Genomic DNA, 17,434 nt, shown 5'->3' with positions numbered 1-17,434 from the left:
GCAATTAGCCGGTTAATGATGTCGCGTTAGTTCGAGTGCGACATTCCCCCTTCTGCGCGAAAATGCCAACCACTTCAATTTATCTTAGTAGGCTAAACTTATTTTGCCGAATCCCGCCGTCTGGCCGGCGGCTGGCTCATCGAATCCATCAGTGTCCGCCACCGCCGCCGGGAGCCGGCGCACCCGGCTTGCGCATCAAGATGGCGAAGACCGCAAGCGAGGCAAACAGCACGGTCAGTATGTAGAAAACGTCCATGAACGACAGCAGAGACGCTTGCTGATGGACCATGCCGGAGACTTTGCTAAGTGCGGTCGTCGGCCCATCAAGACCATGGGAGGCAAAATTCTTGCTCATGCTTGCGAGGAGATCCTCAGCCTCCGGGTTACCCCAGCGGACGTTCTCGGAGAGCTGCGCATAGTGGATCGCGCCGCGATCCGTGAGAATCTGGTTGATGACAGCAAGCCCGACTGCGCCCCCAAGATTACGCATGAGGTTGAAAAGACCGGAAGCGTTCTTCAGCCGCGACGGTGGCAGCGTGCCAAGGGCGAGATTGTTGATCGGTACCATGCACAGCATCAGCGAACAGCCGCGCAGTATTTGCGGGATCAGCAATTCATGGAAATCCCAGTCTGCCGTGAGGTGCGTCATGGTCCAGGTGCCGGCACCAAAGCCCAGGAAACCGATCATGATCATGATGCGCGGATCCATGCGGCCCGAGAGGAACCCGGCAACTGGGGCAGTCATGAACATTGCAAGGCCGCTGACAAAGAGTGCTTCACCGATCATGAGCGCGTCATAGCCCCTGATCTGCCCGAGATAGACCGGATAGATGTAGGTCAAGCCGTACAGGCCAATGCCGAGGACGAAAGAGAAAGCCGAGCCGAAGGCAAAGTTCAGGTTCTTGAATGCAAACAGATCGACGATCGGCTGTTCCGCTGTGAAAGCACGATAGAAGAACACCACTGCACCGATGACCATGACAATGCTGCAATAATAGACGGCATGATCCTGCAGCCAATCATTGCGCGGGCCCTCTTCCAGCACATATTCAAGCGAGCCCAGAAAGGCCGCCATACCGGCGAGGCCCCACCAGTCGAACTTGCTGAGCAACGAGCGGTCGCCCTTGTCGAAATCGATCAGGTTCCATGCGGCGATTGCGACGGCTATGCCGGGAATGACATTGACGAGGAAAAGCCAGTGCCAGGAAAAGGCATTGCTGAGATAGCCGCCGACGGTTGGCCCGATAGTTGGTGCCAGCGTTGCAACCAAGCCGATCATCGGGGAAACGATGGAACGCTTCGAAGGGGGAAAGATGGTGAAAGCCGCCGCAAAGACGCTGGGGATCATGCCGCCGCCGATGAAGCCCTGGATGGCGCGGTAAACGATCATCTGGTCGATATTGGTCGCCGTGGCACACAGGACGCTGGCGGCGGTGAAGCCCGCGGCGGAGACCGAGAAGAGGATGCGGGTCGATACGAGCCGTCCGAGGAAGCCCGAAAGTGGGATCATGATGACTTCGGCGATCAGATAGGAGGTCTGGACCCACGAAATCTCATCGGAGCTAGCGCTCAGACCAGCCTGGATCTCAGCGAGGGACGCCGAGACGATCTGGATATCCAGAATGGCCATGAACATGCCGAACACCATCGCCAGGAAGGCGATGGCTTTCTTCGGATCGATGCGATCTTCCGGAACGGCGGGTACTCCGGCATTACCGATTGTGGTGGCGTTCGACATGTTCTCGGGCCTATCCGGAGTGGTCCTACGAGGCAGGCGTCGTGCGTGTATCGACGTCGACGATGACGCTCAGGCCTGCCTGTAGTTTGCCGCTTGCCAGTGCATCGGCGGGCAGGGCGATGCGGACCGGTACACGCTGGACGACTTTGGTGAAGTTGCCCGTGGCGTTTTCCGGCGGAAGCAGCGAAAAGACCGCGCCGGACGCTGGGGCCACCGAGGCAACCGTGCCTTCAAACGTATCGCCTGACAGGGCATCGACGCGTACTTTGACTTTCTGACCCACGACGATATCGCGCAACTGCGTTTCCTTGTAGTTCGCGTCGATATAGAGCGCGTTCACAGGGACGAGCGCAGCGAGACGCTGGCCGGGGCTGACGAGATCGCCTTTCTTGGCGGCAAGATTGCCGATCACACCATCGACCGGGGCGCGAATAATGGTAAACCCAAGGTCGCGGGCCGCCTTGTCCTTGGCGAGCTGCAGCGATGCGATCGAGCTTTCGGCTTCCTTGTACTGGGCTTCGAGCACGCTGATATTGGCGACAGCCGTGGCGATCTGCGCGTCAGCCGAAGCGATATTGGCTTTCGCCTGATCGAGTGCGGCAGTGGCATCGTCAAGCTGGGATTGCGAAGCGAAGCGTGTGGCGTGGAGCTGGTTCGCGCGCACTGACGCAGCCTGGGCATTGGTCAGAACCGCCTGTGCAGCCAGTTTGCCGGCCTGCGCCTGTTGCAGCGAAGCCCTGGCAGCTTGGGTCTGCGCCTCGATGCGGTCGAGCGACAGCTTCTGGGTTGCAATCTGCGCCTCGGCCTGCTCTTCGGCAATCGTGTAGTCGCCATTGTCGAGCGTGACCAGCGCATCGCCGGCCTTTACGCGCTGGTTGGCAACCACATTGATCGTGTCGATATAGCCGGTGACTTTCGGGGCAATCGCGGTGATATCGCCCTGAATATAGGCGTCGTCGGTTGAGACCATGAAACGCCCCGTCGTCCACCATTCGTGGCCGTACCAGGAACCGGCGCCAACCGCCGCCAAAATCAGGACTGGCAGAATAAAGCGTTTTGCAGAGCGCTTCGGCGGAGCGGGCGTCTGGGTTGTAACATCGGGTTGAGGCGCTTCGGTTTTTGCTGGTGCTTCAGCCTTTGAAGCAGGAGCCGGGGCTGGAAACTGACGGATCTCAGCTTCATTCGTTGCTTTCGACGCGGACATCTGATGGCTCTTTCTGATGACATTCAGCGTATAATCCCAAAAATCCCTCCGATTTTTGGAAAGGATCATACGCCACTCAACTTGTTACTGCGCCTGTGCGTCCCAAGCGACGTTCGGCCCAGTAAGGGAAAAGTGATTAAACCAATCGGTTCGATCGTTGACATAGCGCAATCGGGAGCGCATATCAAGAGGATCGAACCGATTGGTTCGAAAAAGAATCGAAAAATGAGGAAACTGCGCTAAAATGTCGTCTACGAAGCCAGCCTTTATGTCATCAGCGACGGCAGCAGATTCGAATGTCATGTCCGATGCGGAGCGCCCGAGCCGATTGGCAGCCGGGCAGGACCCCGCCAAGCGCCAGCAAATACTCGAGGGTGCAAACCGGGTCTTTTCGCAGATGGGGTTTGACGCTGCGAGCATGAACGACATAACGCGTGAAGCCGGCGTCTCCAAGGGCACGATCTACGTCTATTTCGACAGCAAGGAGGAGCTCTTCATGGAGCTCTGCAACCATTACCGCGAGATATTGTTCGCCGATATCTACCACGCGCTGGAAAGCGACGGGGATCTTCGCGAGGCGCTGATCGAGTTCGGCACGGCCCTGGCGACCGTCGTTACTTCCGATGTCGTCATCCGTGCGCAGCGGGTGGTTATCGGTGTTGCCGAACGCATGCCGTCGATGAGCCGCGATTTCTACGAGAGGGGGCCGAGACGCGGGCAGGCCATGATGAGGGCGCTCATCGAGAAACACGTTGCCGCGGGGACACTCGATATCGATGACACCGAACTTGCCACTTATCAGTTGGCGGATCTGTTCATGTCGGGAATGTTCAAGAAGCGGCTGTTTGGCTGCATGGCGACTGCTCCCACGCAAGAACTTATCAGAAAGACCGTGACCTCCGGTGTCGATGTATTCCTGAAGGCATACCGGCGCTGAGATCGAGGTCCTGCCCTGGGTTCAGGCAGCTCCGCAGGTGGCGCAGAGCCCGCGAATCTCGATCGTCGTCTTCGACTGTTTGAAGCCGTTGCTGTTGGTCCATTCACGGACACGCCCGGTGATAACATCGTCTGAAAACTCTGAAACCTGACCGCATTTCTCGCAAATGGCAAAGGCAATCATGCCGTGGCTGTGATTATGGCTGTGCGGATGCGAGCAGGCAACGAATGCATTGATGCTTTCGAGCCGGTGAATCATTCCGTAGTCGAGCAGTTTGTCGAGGGCGCGGTAGACCTGAAGCGGCGCGCGGAAACCGTCGCCGCGCAGTTGGTCGAGGATAGTGTAGGCGCTGAGCGGGCCATCGGCGCGAGCCAATGCATTGAAAACCAGGGATTGGTTTTTGGTCAGCTCCTGCGTCGATGTCATTGCCGTATGCGCTCCTTGGTGGTGGACAAGAGATAGGAAAGATTTGCCTCTCCCGCCAGTGGATACATTAATTTTCACAGTTCTCAAATTTGCCATTGTTGACTAATGTAATAACATCACATATCGAAATGGCAAGCTGCGACCTGGCCGACTGCCAATTGCATTCCGGATACGGATATTCGAATGACCGAACCATGCCTGACATTTGACGACCTGACGCTGGGCTATCATCGCCATCCGGCCGTTCATCATTTGAGCGGGAGCATCAGGCGCGGGTCGCTGACGGCGGTCGTCGGTTCCAACGGCTCGGGCAAGTCCACGCTCATGAAAGGTATTGTCGGCGTCCTGAAGCCGATGTCAGGTTCGTGCACAGTCGAGAAAGACGTCCGCATCGCCTATCTGCCGCAGCAATCCGAACTGGACCGGTCGTTTCCGGCACGCGTGATCGACCTTGTCTCGCTCGGCCTCTGGCCAAAGCGCGGCCTGCTTGGCCGCTTTACGTCCGACGATCGCGAACGAGTGTCAAAGGCACTGATGAGCGTCGGGCTTGCGGGCTTCGAAAAGCGGCCGATCGACACATTGTCGGGCGGGCAATTGCAACGCGCCCTGTTTGCCAGGGTGCTGGTGCAGGATGCCGATCTCATTTTGCTCGACGAGCCCTTCAACGCGATCGATGCCAAGACCGTCAGCGACCTGATTGAACTGATCAAGCGCTGGCACGGTGAAAAGCGCACGATCATGGTTGTTGTCCATGATCTGCATCTGGTTCGTGAACATTTCCCCGAAACGCTGCTTCTCGCCCGCAAGCCGATTGCCTGGGGTGAATCGCGCGAAACGCTGGCGCCGGAAAATCTGCTGCATGCACGGCAGTTCCATGAAGCATGGGAAGAGGGCGCGCCGTGGTGCGAGGACGACGCCGCCCACGCGGCGCCGCACGCTCATGACCATTTGCATGGCCACCAGCATCATGAACATCACCATGGTGGCGATCATGATCACAGCGCTCAGCGAAACGGCTCCAAGGGGGCGGCTTGATCCATGTATGACTATCTGATCGCGCCCTTTGTCGACTACAGTTTCATGCAGCGTGCGCTCATCGGCTCGCTTGCGCTTGCCCTTGGCTCTTGCCCGGTGGGAGTTTTCCTGATGCTGCGCCGCATGAGCCTTACCGGCGACGCCATGGCCCATGCGATCCTGCCCGGTGCCGCCGTCGGGTTCCTGCTCTATGGTCTGCAGATCGTGCCGATGACTATTGGCGGCCTGGTCGCGGGTGTCATCGTGGCACTCGGCGCGGGTGCGGTGTCACGCTTCACGATCCAGAAGGAAGATGCCTCAATGGCGGCTTTCTATCTGATATCGCTGGCGCTCGGGGTATTGATTGTGTCGTTGCGCGGCTCGAATGTCGATCTGATGCATGTGCTCTTTGGAACGGTTCTTGCGCTCAACAACGAAGCGCTGAGCCTGATCGGCATGATCTCGGCGATCAGCGTCGTGACGCTGGCGATCTTCTGGCGCGGGCTCGTTGCCGAATGTCTCGACCCTCTGTTCCTGCGCTCGGTCAGCCGGATCGGCACGCCGGTTCATTTCATCTTCCTGGCGCTGGTCGTCATCAATCTCGTCGGTGGTTTCCAGGCGCTGGGCACGCTACTTGCGGTCGGGTTGATGATGCTTCCGGCCGCTGCCGCACGCTTCTGGACATCGAGGGTGGGACCCATGTGCGCGCTCGCCATTGTCATCGGTTGCGTGTCGTGCACAGTGGGCCTGCTGGTTTCCTATCATTTCGCCGTACCGTCGGGGCCGGCCATCATCCTCTCCGCGGGCGCAATATATCTCGGTTCAATCCTCGCCGGCTCGCGCGGCATTCTCAATACCCGCTTGCGCCCCCATCGCCACAGAACAGCTTAGGATTAAACCATGATGGCCCGCAAATGGCACTTTTCTCCGCTCCCGGTGCGCATGGACCCAAAAGTCCACTGCGCTCCGGGTCTCGAAAAGCAACATTTTGATCTCGTCCTGATTTAAATCCAGACATATACCTCGCAACTCAAGGAAATTGACCATGATCAAGGCTCTTAAACTCGCCACGGCATTAAATGTTATACTATTACTTGGCGCCGGATTTTCCACGGCTTCGGCGAAAGATCTGAAGGTCGTATCGAGCTTCACCGTCATTTCTGACTTTGCCAAGAACGTCGGCGGCGACAAGATTTCGCTGACAACGCTGGTCGGCCCGAACGGGGACGCGCATGTTTACGAGCCAAAACCTGCCGATGCCGCAGCGGTCGCTGCAGCCGATGTGGTTCTGGTCAATGGCCTGCATTTCGAAGGCTTCGTGCCACGGCTTGTCGAGGCAAGTGCCACCAAGGCGCCAATCGTCGAACTGTCCAAGGGTGTCGAGCCGATCAAGAGCGCTGAAGAGGAACATGTCCATGGAGCCGCCGGGACGGAAAAGGAAGAACATGGCGCCTATGATCCACATGCCTTCCAGTCGATCCACAATGCAAAAATCTATGTCAAAAACATCGTCGAAGCGTTTTGCACGGCGGATACGGCAAATTGCGATACCTACAAGACCAATGCTGCGGCCTATACGGCGAAACTCGATACGACTGAAGCTGAGGTGAAGGCTGCCATCGCCTCCATTCCTGAATCGAAGCGTCTGATCATCACATCACATGATGCATTCGGCTATTTCCAGCATGAGTATGGGCTAAAATTCCTGGCACCTGAAGGGATCTCGACGGATTCCGAAGCATCGGCCGCCGATATCGTTGCCCTGATCAAGCAGATCAGGGAAGACAAGGCTTCGGCGATCTTTGTCGAGAACATCACCAATCCGCGCCTGATCGAGCAGATCGCCAGCGAGACCAAGTTGAATGTCGGCGGCACACTGTTCTCGGATGCTCTTTCTACGCCGGAAGAGGGGGCAAGCACCTATATCGATATGATGCATCACAATATCGATACATTTAAAAAGGCTATTCTCGGGAGCTGATCTACAGGACTTCAGAAAAGCGGGGTGATTATTCCGCTTTTTTCATTCTCATAGTTGTTATGTTATTACGTTATGAAGGGTTCGCGTCATGCTAAATAAAGCAGTAGCCGATCGTCTGCCGGTCACCGTTCTTTCTGGCTTTTTGGGGGCGGGCAAGACCACGCTACTCAATCATATTCTCAACAATCGCGAAGACCGCCGCGTCGCTGTCATCGTCAATGACATGAGCGAGGTGAATATCGACGCGGCGCTTGTCAGGGACGGTGGAGCCAATCTCTCGCGTACCGACGAACAACTTGTCGAAATGACCAATGGCTGCATTTGCTGTACGTTGCGCGACGATCTCCTGAAGGAGGTGCGTTCACTTGCGGAGCAGGGCAGGTTCGATCATCTGCTCATTGAATCGACAGGCATTTCCGAGCCCTTGCCGGTCGCTTCCACCTTCGATTTTCGCGACGAGAACGGATCCAGCCTTTCCGATGTATCACGGCTCGATACGATGGTGACAGTTGTCGATGCGGCCAACCTCCTGAACGATTATGCGTCGAGCGATTTCCTGAAGGACCGGGGCGAGTCGATGGGCAGTGCGGACAATCGCACGCTCATCGATCTTCTGGTCGATCAGATTGAGTTTGCGAATGTGATCATCCTCAACAAGATATCGGCCACATCGCTGTATGATCGCGATTTGGCACGCAAGATCATCCGCGCGCTCAACCCCGATGCAAGGGTGATCGAAACAGATTTCGCCGAGGTTGCGCTGGATGAGGTTCTGGATACCGGCCTGTTCGATTTCAACAAGGCGCAGCAACATCCGCTTTGGTACAAGGAGCTCAACGGTTTTGCCGACCATGTGCCGGAGACCGAAGAATACGGCGTGCGTTCCTTCGTCTACCGCGAACGGCGGCCATTCGTTCCGCAGAAATTCCAGGACTTTATCAACGGCAACTGGCCTGGCGTCGTGCGGGCCAAGGGGTTCTTCTGGCTGGCGACGCGGCCGGATCATGTGGGCGAGCTGAGCCAGGCCGGGGCTTTGGTCAGGACAGAAAAGCGTGGCCTATGGTGGGCGGCTGTTTCGGAAAGCCGCTGGCCAGACCATCCGGACTGGCGCGAAGCGATGCAGCCTTACCTCGACCCGGTCTGGGGCGACCGGCGGCAGGAGCTTGTCTTCATCGGCATGGATCCAATGAACGAAGCCGACCTCAGGGCCAAGCTTGATGCGTGCCTGGTCGATGCCGAGGAATTCACGCCGCACAAATGGCAGGAATTGCCGGATCCATTCCCGAGCTGGACGTGGCAGGCGGCTTGAGGGCCAATCCCACAATGGGCGGATGGCCGTTTAAATAAACGCAGCCGTTTGCACCGCTGTCAGGCGCACTTTGCCGATATTGCGGCCGTCCATCTCGACGATCTCATATTCGAGATCATCGACGGTCACTTTCTCCCCAACCGAGGGGATGTGGCCCAGATTCCACAGGATGTAACCGGCGAGTGTCGTATACCGATCGCCCTCGTCGGTCAGATCACGCCCGATCAGGCCGCCAAGCCGGCGAATGTCGATATAGGCATCGACGACCATGCTGCCGTCTTCGGAACGTTCGAGGACGGGGCTTTCCTCACCCTCCTCGGGGAAGTCGCCGGCAATGGCCTCGAGAACATCCGTCGGTGTGACGACGCCTTCGAACGAACCATGCTCGTCGAGAACCACGCCCATCTGTACCGATGATCCACGGAGCTGTTCCATGACCCGCAGCACATTGGCATTTTCGTGCAGGATCAGCGGCTGGCGGGTGACTTTGTCCCAATCGATCTTGCCGCCATCGAGGATAGCGAAGAGCAGGTCCTTGGTCAGCGCAACACCGACGAATTCATCGACGCGACCGCGTGCCAGCACGACGCGGCTATGGCTGAGCGTTCGAATCTCGGCGAGCAGTTCCTCATTCGTCTCGTCCAGATCAAGCCATTCGACCTCGTTGCGCGGCGACATGATCGAACGCACGGGGCGTTCGACCAGATCCAGCACCCCGCGGATCATCTCCTTCTCCTCAGGATGGAACACTTCTCCCGCTGCGCTCTGTTCGGCGATGACATCAAGCGTGTCAGAATGGGGTGCGTCGCCGCGCCCGCCGCCGAGAAGGCGCAGAACCGCACCGGCCGTGCGGTCACGCAGGTCCATCGTGGTGACGCGCTTCTCGCGATTGTGCCGCCCGACCTGGTTGGCCGCTTCGACGAGCACCGAGAAGCCGATCGCCGCGTAGAGGTAACCCTTGGGAATATGGAAGCCAAAACCTTCGACGATCAGGCTGAAACCAATCATCATCAGGAAGCCAAGGCAGAGAATGACGACCGTCGGATGCTTGTTGACGAAGGTCATCAAGGGTTTGGATGCCAGCATCATGACGCCAACCGCGATCACCACCGCGATCATCATGACCTCGAGATATTTCACCATGCCCACGGCCGTAATGACGCTATCGAGCGAGAATACCGCATCAAGGACAACGATCTGCGCAATGACTTGCCAGAACACCGCATGGGCCACATTGCTTTCCTTGGCGGACATATGGCCTTCCAGCCGCTCATGCAGCTCCATCGTGCCTTTGAACAGCAGGAAGATGCCGCCGAGTATGAGGATAATGTCGCGTCCGGCGAAATCGAGGCCGGCGACGTTGAAGAGCGGCGTCGTCAGTCTCACAACCCACGAAATGGAGGCAAGCAACAGGAGGCGCATGACCAGCGCCAGCGACAGTCCCACAAGCCGTGCGCGGTTGCGCTCTTGCGGAGGCAGCTTGTCGGCAAGGATCGCGATGAAAACGAGATTGTCGATACCCAGCACGATTTCAAGCACGACAAGCGTGGCAAGACCAATCCAGGCATTGGGGTCGGCAATCCAGTCCAGTGTCCAGTCCATTGGGGAGTCAGATCCTTTAATTATGAAATCAGCGCGCGGCTTCACAGGCGGATGCGCTTGCAAATGGCAGCGCAAATCCGCCTGTGGCGCAGGCAAAGGAGAAAACGGAAGATAAGGGGATTCGTTGCTGACGCTGCATATGCAGGGTCAGCATGCTTCGCAAGTCCGGACTTGGAGGCTCTTCAGATTGATCGTCCGGCATCGATGCGCCGTCAGTCCCTGTTTGACTGGCTGTCATTGTGAAATTTCGTGCTGCCAGATGGGCATATAATGGCAGTCAGACGAAAGCTGTTCAAGAGGCGGGCGCAAGAAAGGGGTGCGACAATAAATTGCCCTACCCGGAAAATCCGCCGCCCTCGAGGAATGCCTGCTCCTCCTCGGTCGTAGCGCGCCCGAGAATAGCATTCCGGTGCGGAAAACGGCCGAAGCGGCGGACAATGTCATAGTGGTGATCGGCATATTCGAGATTCGCCGGAGCTCCTTCCCGGCAAAGCTCGACGGATCGCCGCTGGTCGTCGACATTCTCCGAATGCATGAACGGCAGGTAGAAGAAGGCGCGCAGTTGCGGCTCGAACGACAGGTCGTGGCCTTTTTCCAGCGCCCGGCTGGCATAATAGCGGGCAAGGCTATCGGTCGCATACATGTGGCCGGTGCCGCGGAAGAGATTGCGCGGAAACTGGTCGAGCAGGATCATCAGCGCGAGCGCACCATCGGAACTATCGAGCCAACCGCTGCACTCACGGCGCGCGGCGGCGTAGTGATCGGCGAGGAAGCGCTGGCGGCAGGTCTCGTCGAATGTTTCGTCTTTGGCGAACCATTTGTCGGGACCGGCTTGGCGCCAGAAGTCGACAATACGGGCAATGTTCTCGCTGTCAGCCATGTGCTTGCTCCCGTGTGTTCAGTTTGCGTCCGCGCCTTGTGGCGAAGGCAGGACACTTGCGGTCTCCTCGTTGAGGGCGCGGCCGGCTTGGCGCGGCTTTATCAATGGCCCCGGAACCGGGGCGTTGCCCTTCATCAGATCATTACCGGCGTAAATGTCACCGGCCAACTGGAGATCGAGCCGTTCGGCGTCACGCTGGCGCACGTCGGCAGCGATGTCAGCTGCTACCTGCGGATCCACGCCCAGGCCGATCAAGGTGTTTTGACCGAAGACCACCGCCGATTCGAATGTTTCGCGCATCTGGTAGTCCACGCCGATCTTGATGAGCTCGATCGTTGTGCCGCGATCGTAGGCGCGCGCATAAATCTGCACGAGCGGAAATTCCGCCTTGATCAAATGGGCAATCGTCAGGATGGTTTCGGCCTTGTCAACGCAGATGAGGACGGCCTGCGCCCGTCCCGCGCCTGCCGCATGGAGGATGTCGAGTCGGGTGCCATCGCCATAATAGACCTTGAAACCGAACTGCGCCGCGGCCTGGATCATCTCGATGTCGTTGTCGATAATGGAAATATCGACGCCGCGCAGCAAAAGCGGCTGGCTGGAGATCTGACCGAAGCGTCCGAAGCCGATAATCAGGACGTTACCGGATAAACCTTCGGCAACATCGACCCCCTCCATCGCCTGCTCTTCCTTTGGCAGCAGCAGACGCAGGGCAACAATGAAAAGCGGCGTCAGCACCATTGAGAAGATGATGATTGCGGTCAGAATGGCATTGGCCTCGCCATCGAGAATACCGACCGCCGTAGCGGTCGAATAAAGCACGAAAGCAAACTCACCGCCTTGTGCCATGATGACCGCGCGCTCGAGGGCTTCGCGATTGGATGATTTGAGCAGCCGCGCGACAATATAGATCCCGGCGCCTTTGACGAGTTTGAATGCCAGGACGTAGAAGATCACTGTCTGCCAGTTCGCGGCGACGACACTGAGGTCGAGCGACATTCCGACGGCAAGGAAGAAAAGGCCAAGAAGGATGCCGCGAAACGGCTCGACATCGGCCTCGAGCTGATGGCGGAAGGTCGATTCCGAGAGGAGCACGCCAGCAAGGAATGCGCCCATGGCCATGGAGAGGCCGCTGACCTGCATGATAAGTGCGGCACCCAGCACGACGAGGAGGGCGGCGGCCGTCATGACTTCGCGGGCGCGGGACTGGGCGAGAAATCCGAAGAGTGGATTGAGAAGATACTTTCCTGCCAGGACGAGACCGACGATAGCTCCGATGCCGATACCGATATCCATCCAGAGCAAGCCGCCGGTTGTGGTCGTGCTTATTGGTGCGAGGAACGCAACGAGTGCCAGCAGCGGTACGATGGCAAGATCTTCAAACAGCAGGATCGACACCATGCGCTGGCCCTGCGGCGACGCGATTTCGCCGCGCTCCTCGAGCAATTGCATGACGATAGCAGTGGAAGTCAGGACAAAACCGGCGCCCGCGACGAAAGATTGGGCAATGGGGAAGCCGGTAGCGATGCCGACACCAGTCAGGAGCACGGCGCACAACCCGACCTGCAATGCGCCGAGGCCAAAAATGTCCTTGCGCAGACCCCAGAGCCTGGAGGGCTGCATTTCAAGGCCGATAAGGAAGAGAAACATCACAACGCCGAGTTCTGCAACGTGCAGGATCGTTTGCGGGTCGGTGAAGAATTTGAGGCCGAACGGGCCGATCACGAGGCCTGCCGCGAGGTACCCAAGAACGGAGCCAAGGCCCAGCCGTTTGAACAGCGGCACGGCGACGACGCCAGCGCCGAGAAGCACGACAACACTCAACAGGTCAGGTCCGCTTACTTCCGCCGCCATTGTGGCTCCTCTGCATTCGCTTGATGTCGAATGTCAGACGTAAAGCGAGAGGGTGCAGCAGGCAAGTCTATTCACGCACGTCGAGGATTTTGGCCCGATCACCCCAAATTCCAGATGCGCTTTGCATTTTCTGAGAACAGCTTGGCTTTTTCACCGTCGCTGCAGCCGGACAACAATGCATGAGTTGCGGCAACCCAAGTGGCAAGACCGCCGCCGAGCGTGCAGACTGGCCAGTCACTGCCCCAGACTAGGCGGTCCCAGCCAAAACTGTCGATGACATGGTGCACATATGGCTCAAGGGTCTCAACGCGCCATGTCCGTGCGTCAGCATAGGCGACGACACCCGAGATCTTGGCGGTCACGTTGGGGCGTCCGGCAATATCGCTGATCTTGCCGCGCCACGCGTCCAGCCCGTCGCCCTCGATATCGGGAACGCCGCAATGGTCGAGGATGAACTGGACATTGGGTGCAAGGTCAACGAGCGCGATGGCCTTGTCGATCTGCCGTGGCAGCACGCATAGGTCGAAGGTGTAGCCTGTACCGCCAAGTCGGCTGATATTCTCCCGGAAGAGTGCGCTTTCCGCCAGATCGTCCGGCACGACATGGAGCACGCGGCGGAAGCCCTTGACCAGAGGATTGGCCCGTTGCCGATCGAGGAAGGCGGCAAAGCCGTGTTCTTCCGGCCGGCATGAGGAGATGGCGCCAGTGATGAGGCTGCCTTCGCGTTTCGCAAGGCCCGCGATGTAATCCGATTCGGATTCGATATCGGAAGGCGAGACGTCCACTTCCATGTGCAAGGCCTGGGTTATCCCGGCGCGATGGGCTTGAAGCGCATATTCCTCGTAGGGAAAGTCCCGGTTCAGCGCGTCAACGCCGGACAACCATGGATAAGACAAGGCCGACCGGTCGATCAGATGCAGATGTGTGTCGATCATTGATGTAAGTGACATGGTCAATCTTCCTGCCATCAGGCTTGGCGGAGAACGCTCGAATGAATCACGTCGGCACCGGCGAGTTCCGAGAGTTTCTGTGCCGTGGCCACAAGCATCTTGCGGGCATCGTCGACACCTGGCGCATCCGGAATGTTGAGCAACTCAATATAGGGGCATGTCAGCGCAGCGATCGCCCTTCCGTCGGGCCCGAGGACGGGCGCTGAGACGTTGAAGACCCCTGCCGTCTGGGCGCTGGGCATGACCTCGTAACCCCGCTCGCGAATTTGATTCAGCCGCTCGTCAAAGTCCGATGGCTGTACAATGTCGTCGGCGTGCTTTTCATATTCTGCGATCATCAGGGCGCGCTCGTCGTTGGAACGGAATGCCAGCAAGACGTGCCCGGAGCCGGTGTTGAAGAGGCTGATATGTGATCCTACCCTGATGGAAATGCCCCAGTAATCCGGCGCTTCCTGCTGGGCGATCACGACCGCCGCACCACGATCAAAAACGCTCAACTGATTGGCCTGTTTCGACACGACCGCAAGGTCGCGCATCAGCGGCGTCGCATAGGATGCGAGGCGCCGGACAGGTGCGTGCAACTGGGCCAGGCCGAAGAGCTTCAACGTTAACGAGTAGCGGTCACCTTCGAGACGCGTGACATAGCCGCGGCGCACCAGGCGATCGAGCATGCGGTAGAATTCATTGGGGCTGCGGCCGAGATATTTGGCGATTTCCGCCTGGGTAAGGCCGCCGTCGATCCCGGATAGAAGCTCCAGAATGTCGAGCCCCTTATCAAGCGCCGGTGCGCGGTACCGGTCGCTATCGTCGTCTTCTGTCATATGAAGTCTCCCCTTGGATCGTATGCATATACGAAGACCATATTCGTAGGAAAGCAGTTTCCTTGCTTGACGGTCAAGCGTATTAATGTTTGTATATGAATGAAGCGCCCATATATGGGTATTCATAAATTGCGAGAGCCGGGGAGCGGCCACTCGCTCTGGGGAGGGAACCGATGAAGAACCTGTTGGCCAGTGTTTCAGCTGGTGTGATCGCACTTTTTAGCGTGCAAGCTGCCTTTTCTGCAGAGTTGCCGGGAAAATTCGAAGGCGTGACGATCGACGCCAAGCTCATCGGCGGTCAGCAATATGAGCCGCTGTATGAGCGCATCGGCGAATGGGAAAAGCTTACCGGCGCCAAGGTGAACATCCTGTCGAAGAAGAATCATTTCGAGCTCGACAAGGAGATCAAGTCGGATATCGCCTCAGGCAGCCTGAACTGGTGCGTCGGTTCAAATCATTCATCATTCGCCCCGCAATATCCGGGAATCTATACGGACCTGAACAAACTCATACCGGCCGAAGAAGTTGCTGCATTCGTACCTTCGAACATCAAGTCATCGACGCTGGATGGCAAGCTGGTCATGCTGCCGCGCGCACAGTTCGACGTGTCGGCGCTGTATTACCAGAAGAGCCTCTACGAAGATGAAGGCAACAAGAAAGCTTTCAAGGAGAAGTACGGCTATGACCTGACCCCGCCGGACACCTGGCAGCAGGTCGCCGACCAGGCGCTCTTCTTCACCAAGGCACCGGATTTCTACGGCACGCAGTTTGCCGGCAAGGAAGAGGCGATCAACGGCCGCTTCTATGAAATGGTGATTGCGGAGGGCGGCGAATATATCGACGCCGAGGGCAAGCCCGCATTCAATTCGGAAGCGGGTATCAAGGCGCTCGACTGGTTCGTCAATCTTTACAAGGCAAAGGCCGTTCCGGCTGGCACAACCAATTACCTATGGGATGATCTGGGCCAGGGCTTTGCGTCAGGCTCCATCGCCATCAATCTCGACTGGCCGGGCTGGGCAAGTTTCTTCAACGATCCGAAGTCGTCCAAAGTTGCCGGCAATGTAGGCGTCAAGGTTGCGCCCGCCGGTTCCTCCGGCAAGCGGACGGGCTGGTCCGGCCATCATGGCTTCTCGGTAACCGAATCCTGCGCCAACAAGGAAGCGGCGGCCTCGCTCGTCTGGTGGCTGACCAATGAAGACAGCCAGAAGCTTGAAGCCAAGGCCGGTCCCTTGCCGACACGCACGGCAGTCTGGGCCTGGGACATCGAGCAGGCGAAGGGCGATCCCTACAAGACCGAAGTCCTGAATGCTTTCCAGGAAGAAGCCAAGAACGCCTTTCCGGTTCCGCCGCTAGCCGAGTGGATCGAAATTTCCAATGCGGTCTATCCGGAACTGCAGGCTGCTATCCTTGGCGACAAGACGTCGAAGGAAGCGCTCGACACCGCTGCCAAAAAGGCAACCGAAATCCTTCAGGATGCAGGTAAGCTTTGAGGGATACATGCATGCCGCTCTCAACTCTCCCCTCGTGGGGAGGGACGGACGCAAGTCCTGGGAGGGTATTTCTGCAGCCAGCACGGCTGATCAGTAAGAAATAAACAAGTCCCCTCCCTGCTGCTTCGCAGCCTCCCTCCCCACAAGGGGGAGGGTAGGAGGTGGCAAAGCAGAGACCGAAGGCCAATATTTCAGATGAAATTTCCCAAACTATCAGCGCCGACGCTACTGCTGCTGCCTGCAATTGTCGTTCTTGCCGCTGTTATCGTGCTGCCGCTGCTGTTCTCGCTCTATTCGAGCTTCACGCCGTTCCGGCTGACCAAGCCCGAGTCGATCTGGATATTCATCGGCTTTCGCAACTATGTCAGCGTGCTGACCAATCCTGAATTCTGGACCGCGTTCGGCCGGACCGTATTGCTCTTGACCATCGCGCTCAATGCCGAAATGTTCCTCGGTCTCGGGCTTGCCATGCTGGTCAACAAGGCGACGCGCGGCCAGCGTATTCTGCGCACGCTGATGATGTTTCCGATGATGTTCTCGCCGGTGCTCGTCGGCTTCCAGTTCAAGTTCCTGTTCAATGACAATATTGGCTTCGTCAACAACGCGCTGCAATCGCTCGGGCTGACCACGAATGCCATTCCCTGGCTGATCGATGGCAACCTGGCATTGTTCTCGATCATCGTTGCCGAGGTCTGGTCGTCGACGGCTGTCTTCGCCATTCTCATCCTCGCAGGGCTGCTTGCCATGCCGCAGGAGCCGGTCGAAGCGGCGCGTGTCGATGGCTGCACGCCGTGGCAGACTTTCCGCTACGTCACATGGCCATATCTGATGCCATTCGCCTTCATCGCCATGACGATCCGCTCGCTCGACGTGGCACGCGCCTATGACATTGTGAAGATCATGACCGACGGCGGACCCGCCAAGCGCACGGAGCTACTGTGGACGCTGGTCGGACGCACGGCCTATAGCGACGCACGGATGGGTCTTGCCAATGCGATGGCCTATATCTCGATCCTGCTGTCGATCCTGTTCACCGTATATTTCTTCAGAAAGCTTGCGGCCGCCCGCCAGCAAATCGGAGCGGAGTGGTAGGGCCTTTCATGATTACACGAAATCATTCTGTTTCTCGTTTGGGGCGGCGATCCACCAGGAAGGGCGCGAAGCCCGATGTGGTGCATCGGGCGAGCGGCCTGACACCGTGGGCGCCCGCCAAACGGAAACCCGATGG

General features: G+C 58.0%; 15 protein-coding genes. 7 read left to right on the top strand and 8 right to left on the bottom strand.

The features are described from left to right. Nucleotides 1–148 precede the first annotated feature (148 nt). Both CU103_RS11955 and CU103_RS11950 read right to left on the bottom strand, forming a co-directional pair. On the bottom strand, nucleotides 149–1,738 hold the full coding sequence (locus CU103_RS11955; protein ID WP_106664146.1) for a DHA2 family efflux MFS transporter permease subunit: 1,590 nt from the start codon (nucleotides 1,736–1,738) through the stop codon (nucleotides 149–151). Nucleotides 1,739–1,763: 25 nt separating this feature from the next. After that, complete coding sequence (locus tag CU103_RS11950) at nucleotides 1,764–2,942, bottom strand: HlyD family secretion protein (protein WP_106664281.1); 1,179 nt, start codon at nucleotides 2,940–2,942, stop codon at nucleotides 1,764–1,766. Nucleotides 2,943–3,210: 268 nt separating this feature from the next. Here CU103_RS11950 and CU103_RS11945 point away from each other — a divergent pair, with 268 nt between their 5' ends. Then, nucleotides 3,211–3,879 carry a TetR/AcrR family transcriptional regulator gene (locus CU103_RS11945; RefSeq protein WP_245448738.1) on the top strand — a complete coding sequence of 223 codons (669 nt, stop codon included), beginning with the start codon at nucleotides 3,211–3,213 and terminating at the stop codon, nucleotides 3,877–3,879. 21 nt (nucleotides 3,880–3,900) lie between these two features. Here CU103_RS11945 and CU103_RS11940 read toward each other — a convergent pair whose 3' ends face one another. Further along, entirely contained in the window at nucleotides 3,901–4,305 is a 405-nt protein-coding gene (locus CU103_RS11940; RefSeq protein ID WP_106664144.1) for a Fur family transcriptional regulator, read from the bottom strand. Nucleotides 4,306–4,488: 183 nt separating this feature from the next. Between CU103_RS11940 and aztA the strand changes: the two genes are divergently transcribed. The 4 genes from aztA to zigA all read left to right on the top strand — a co-directional run bounded on the left by aztA (nucleotide 4,489) and on the right by zigA (nucleotide 8,609). Then, on the top strand, nucleotides 4,489–5,340 hold the full coding sequence (gene aztA / locus CU103_RS11935) for a zinc ABC transporter ATP-binding protein AztA (RefSeq protein ID WP_106664143.1): 852 nt from the start codon (nucleotides 4,489–4,491) through the stop codon (nucleotides 5,338–5,340). Nucleotides 5,341–5,343: 3 nt separating this feature from the next. After that, nucleotides 5,344–6,210 carry a zinc ABC transporter permease AztB gene (gene aztB, locus CU103_RS11930; protein WP_106664142.1) on the top strand — a complete coding sequence of 289 codons (867 nt, stop codon included), beginning with the start codon at nucleotides 5,344–5,346 and terminating at the stop codon, nucleotides 6,208–6,210. 154 nt (nucleotides 6,211–6,364) lie between these two features. After that, the gene (aztC, locus tag CU103_RS11925) at nucleotides 6,365–7,300 is read left to right on the top strand and encodes a zinc ABC transporter substrate-binding protein AztC (protein WP_106664141.1); all 936 of its coding nucleotides are present in this window, start codon (nucleotides 6,365–6,367) and stop codon (nucleotides 7,298–7,300) included. Nucleotides 7,301–7,388: 88 nt separating this feature from the next. Next, nucleotides 7,389–8,609 carry a zinc metallochaperone GTPase ZigA gene (gene zigA / locus CU103_RS11920; RefSeq protein WP_106664140.1) on the top strand — a complete coding sequence of 407 codons (1,221 nt, stop codon included), beginning with the start codon at nucleotides 7,389–7,391 and terminating at the stop codon, nucleotides 8,607–8,609. 30 nt (nucleotides 8,610–8,639) lie between these two features. Here the strand turns inward: zigA and CU103_RS11915 are convergent, their stop codons facing one another. The 5 genes from CU103_RS11915 to CU103_RS11895 form a co-directional block, all read right to left on the bottom strand. Next, a complete protein-coding gene (locus CU103_RS11915; RefSeq protein WP_106664139.1) occupies nucleotides 8,640–10,211 on the bottom strand; it encodes a TerC family protein in 1,572 nt (523 codons plus the stop codon). A 334-nt stretch (nucleotides 10,212–10,545) separates the two neighbouring features. Further along, nucleotides 10,546–11,091: a DUF924 family protein gene (locus tag CU103_RS11910; protein ID WP_106664138.1), complete on the bottom strand. Its 546-nt coding sequence runs from the start codon at nucleotides 11,089–11,091 to the stop codon at nucleotides 10,546–10,548. Nucleotides 11,092–11,109: 18 nt separating this feature from the next. Next, nucleotides 11,110–12,945 carry a monovalent cation:proton antiporter-2 (CPA2) family protein gene (locus CU103_RS11905; RefSeq protein ID WP_106664137.1) on the bottom strand — a complete coding sequence of 612 codons (1,836 nt, stop codon included), beginning with the start codon at nucleotides 12,943–12,945 and terminating at the stop codon, nucleotides 11,110–11,112. Nucleotides 12,946–13,043: 98 nt separating this feature from the next. Next, entirely contained in the window at nucleotides 13,044–13,895 is an 852-nt protein-coding gene (locus CU103_RS11900; RefSeq protein ID WP_106664136.1) for an amidohydrolase family protein, read from the bottom strand. Between the two features lie 17 nt (nucleotides 13,896–13,912). Next, nucleotides 13,913–14,716: an IclR family transcriptional regulator gene (locus CU103_RS11895; protein ID WP_106664135.1), complete on the bottom strand. Its 804-nt coding sequence runs from the start codon at nucleotides 14,714–14,716 to the stop codon at nucleotides 13,913–13,915. Nucleotides 14,717–14,889: 173 nt separating this feature from the next. Here CU103_RS11895 and CU103_RS11890 point away from each other — a divergent pair, with 173 nt between their 5' ends. Together CU103_RS11890 and CU103_RS11885 are read left to right on the top strand one after the other, a co-directional pair. After that, complete coding sequence (locus CU103_RS11890; RefSeq protein ID WP_106664134.1) at nucleotides 14,890–16,206, top strand: type 2 periplasmic-binding domain-containing protein; 1,317 nt, start codon at nucleotides 14,890–14,892, stop codon at nucleotides 16,204–16,206. A gap of 195 nt (nucleotides 16,207–16,401) precedes the next feature. Beyond that, entirely contained in the window at nucleotides 16,402–17,298 is an 897-nt protein-coding gene (locus tag CU103_RS11885) for a carbohydrate ABC transporter permease (protein ID WP_106664133.1), read from the top strand. Nucleotides 17,299–17,434 lie beyond the last annotated feature (136 nt).

The sequence above is a fragment of the Phyllobacterium sophorae genome, from assembly GCF_003010965.1.
Classification (GTDB): domain Bacteria; phylum Pseudomonadota; class Alphaproteobacteria; order Rhizobiales; family Rhizobiaceae; genus Phyllobacterium; species Phyllobacterium sophorae.
This window is presented reverse-complemented; position numbering and strand designations above follow the sequence as displayed.

Excerpts from the sequence above, each read along its gene's own strand:
- CU103_RS11940 (WP_106664144.1), bottom strand. The coding sequence starts at position 4,305 with ATGACATCGACGCAGGAGCTGACCAAAAACCAATCCCTGGTTTTCAAT.
- aztC (WP_106664141.1), top strand. The coding sequence starts at position 6,365 with ATGATCAAGGCTCTTAAACTCGCCACGGCATTAAATGTTATACTATTA.
- CU103_RS11950 (WP_106664281.1), bottom strand. The coding sequence starts at position 2,942 with ATGTCCGCGTCGAAAGCAACGAATGAAGCTGAGATCCGTCAGTTTCCA.
- CU103_RS11895 (WP_106664135.1), bottom strand. The coding sequence starts at position 14,716 with ATGACAGAAGACGACGATAGCGACCGGTACCGCGCACCGGCGCTTGAT.
- aztB (WP_106664142.1), top strand. The coding sequence starts at position 5,344 with ATGTATGACTATCTGATCGCGCCCTTTGTCGACTACAGTTTCATGCAG.
- CU103_RS11955 (WP_106664146.1), bottom strand. The coding sequence starts at position 1,738 with ATGTCGAACGCCACCACAATCGGTAATGCCGGAGTACCCGCCGTTCCG.
- CU103_RS11945 (WP_245448738.1), top strand. The coding sequence starts at position 3,211 with ATGTCATCAGCGACGGCAGCAGATTCGAATGTCATGTCCGATGCGGAG.
- CU103_RS11890 (WP_106664134.1), top strand. The coding sequence starts at position 14,890 with ATGAAGAACCTGTTGGCCAGTGTTTCAGCTGGTGTGATCGCACTTTTT.
- CU103_RS11885 (WP_106664133.1), top strand. The coding sequence starts at position 16,402 with ATGAAATTTCCCAAACTATCAGCGCCGACGCTACTGCTGCTGCCTGCA.
- CU103_RS11910 (WP_106664138.1), bottom strand. The coding sequence starts at position 11,091 with ATGGCTGACAGCGAGAACATTGCCCGTATTGTCGACTTCTGGCGCCAA.
- zigA (WP_106664140.1), top strand. The coding sequence starts at position 7,389 with ATGCTAAATAAAGCAGTAGCCGATCGTCTGCCGGTCACCGTTCTTTCT.
- CU103_RS11900 (WP_106664136.1), bottom strand. The coding sequence starts at position 13,895 with ATGTCACTTACATCAATGATCGACACACATCTGCATCTGATCGACCGG.
- aztA (WP_106664143.1), top strand. The coding sequence starts at position 4,489 with ATGACCGAACCATGCCTGACATTTGACGACCTGACGCTGGGCTATCAT.
- CU103_RS11915 (WP_106664139.1), bottom strand. The coding sequence starts at position 10,211 with ATGGACTGGACACTGGACTGGATTGCCGACCCCAATGCCTGGATTGGT.
- CU103_RS11905 (WP_106664137.1), bottom strand. The coding sequence starts at position 12,945 with ATGGCGGCGGAAGTAAGCGGACCTGACCTGTTGAGTGTTGTCGTGCTT.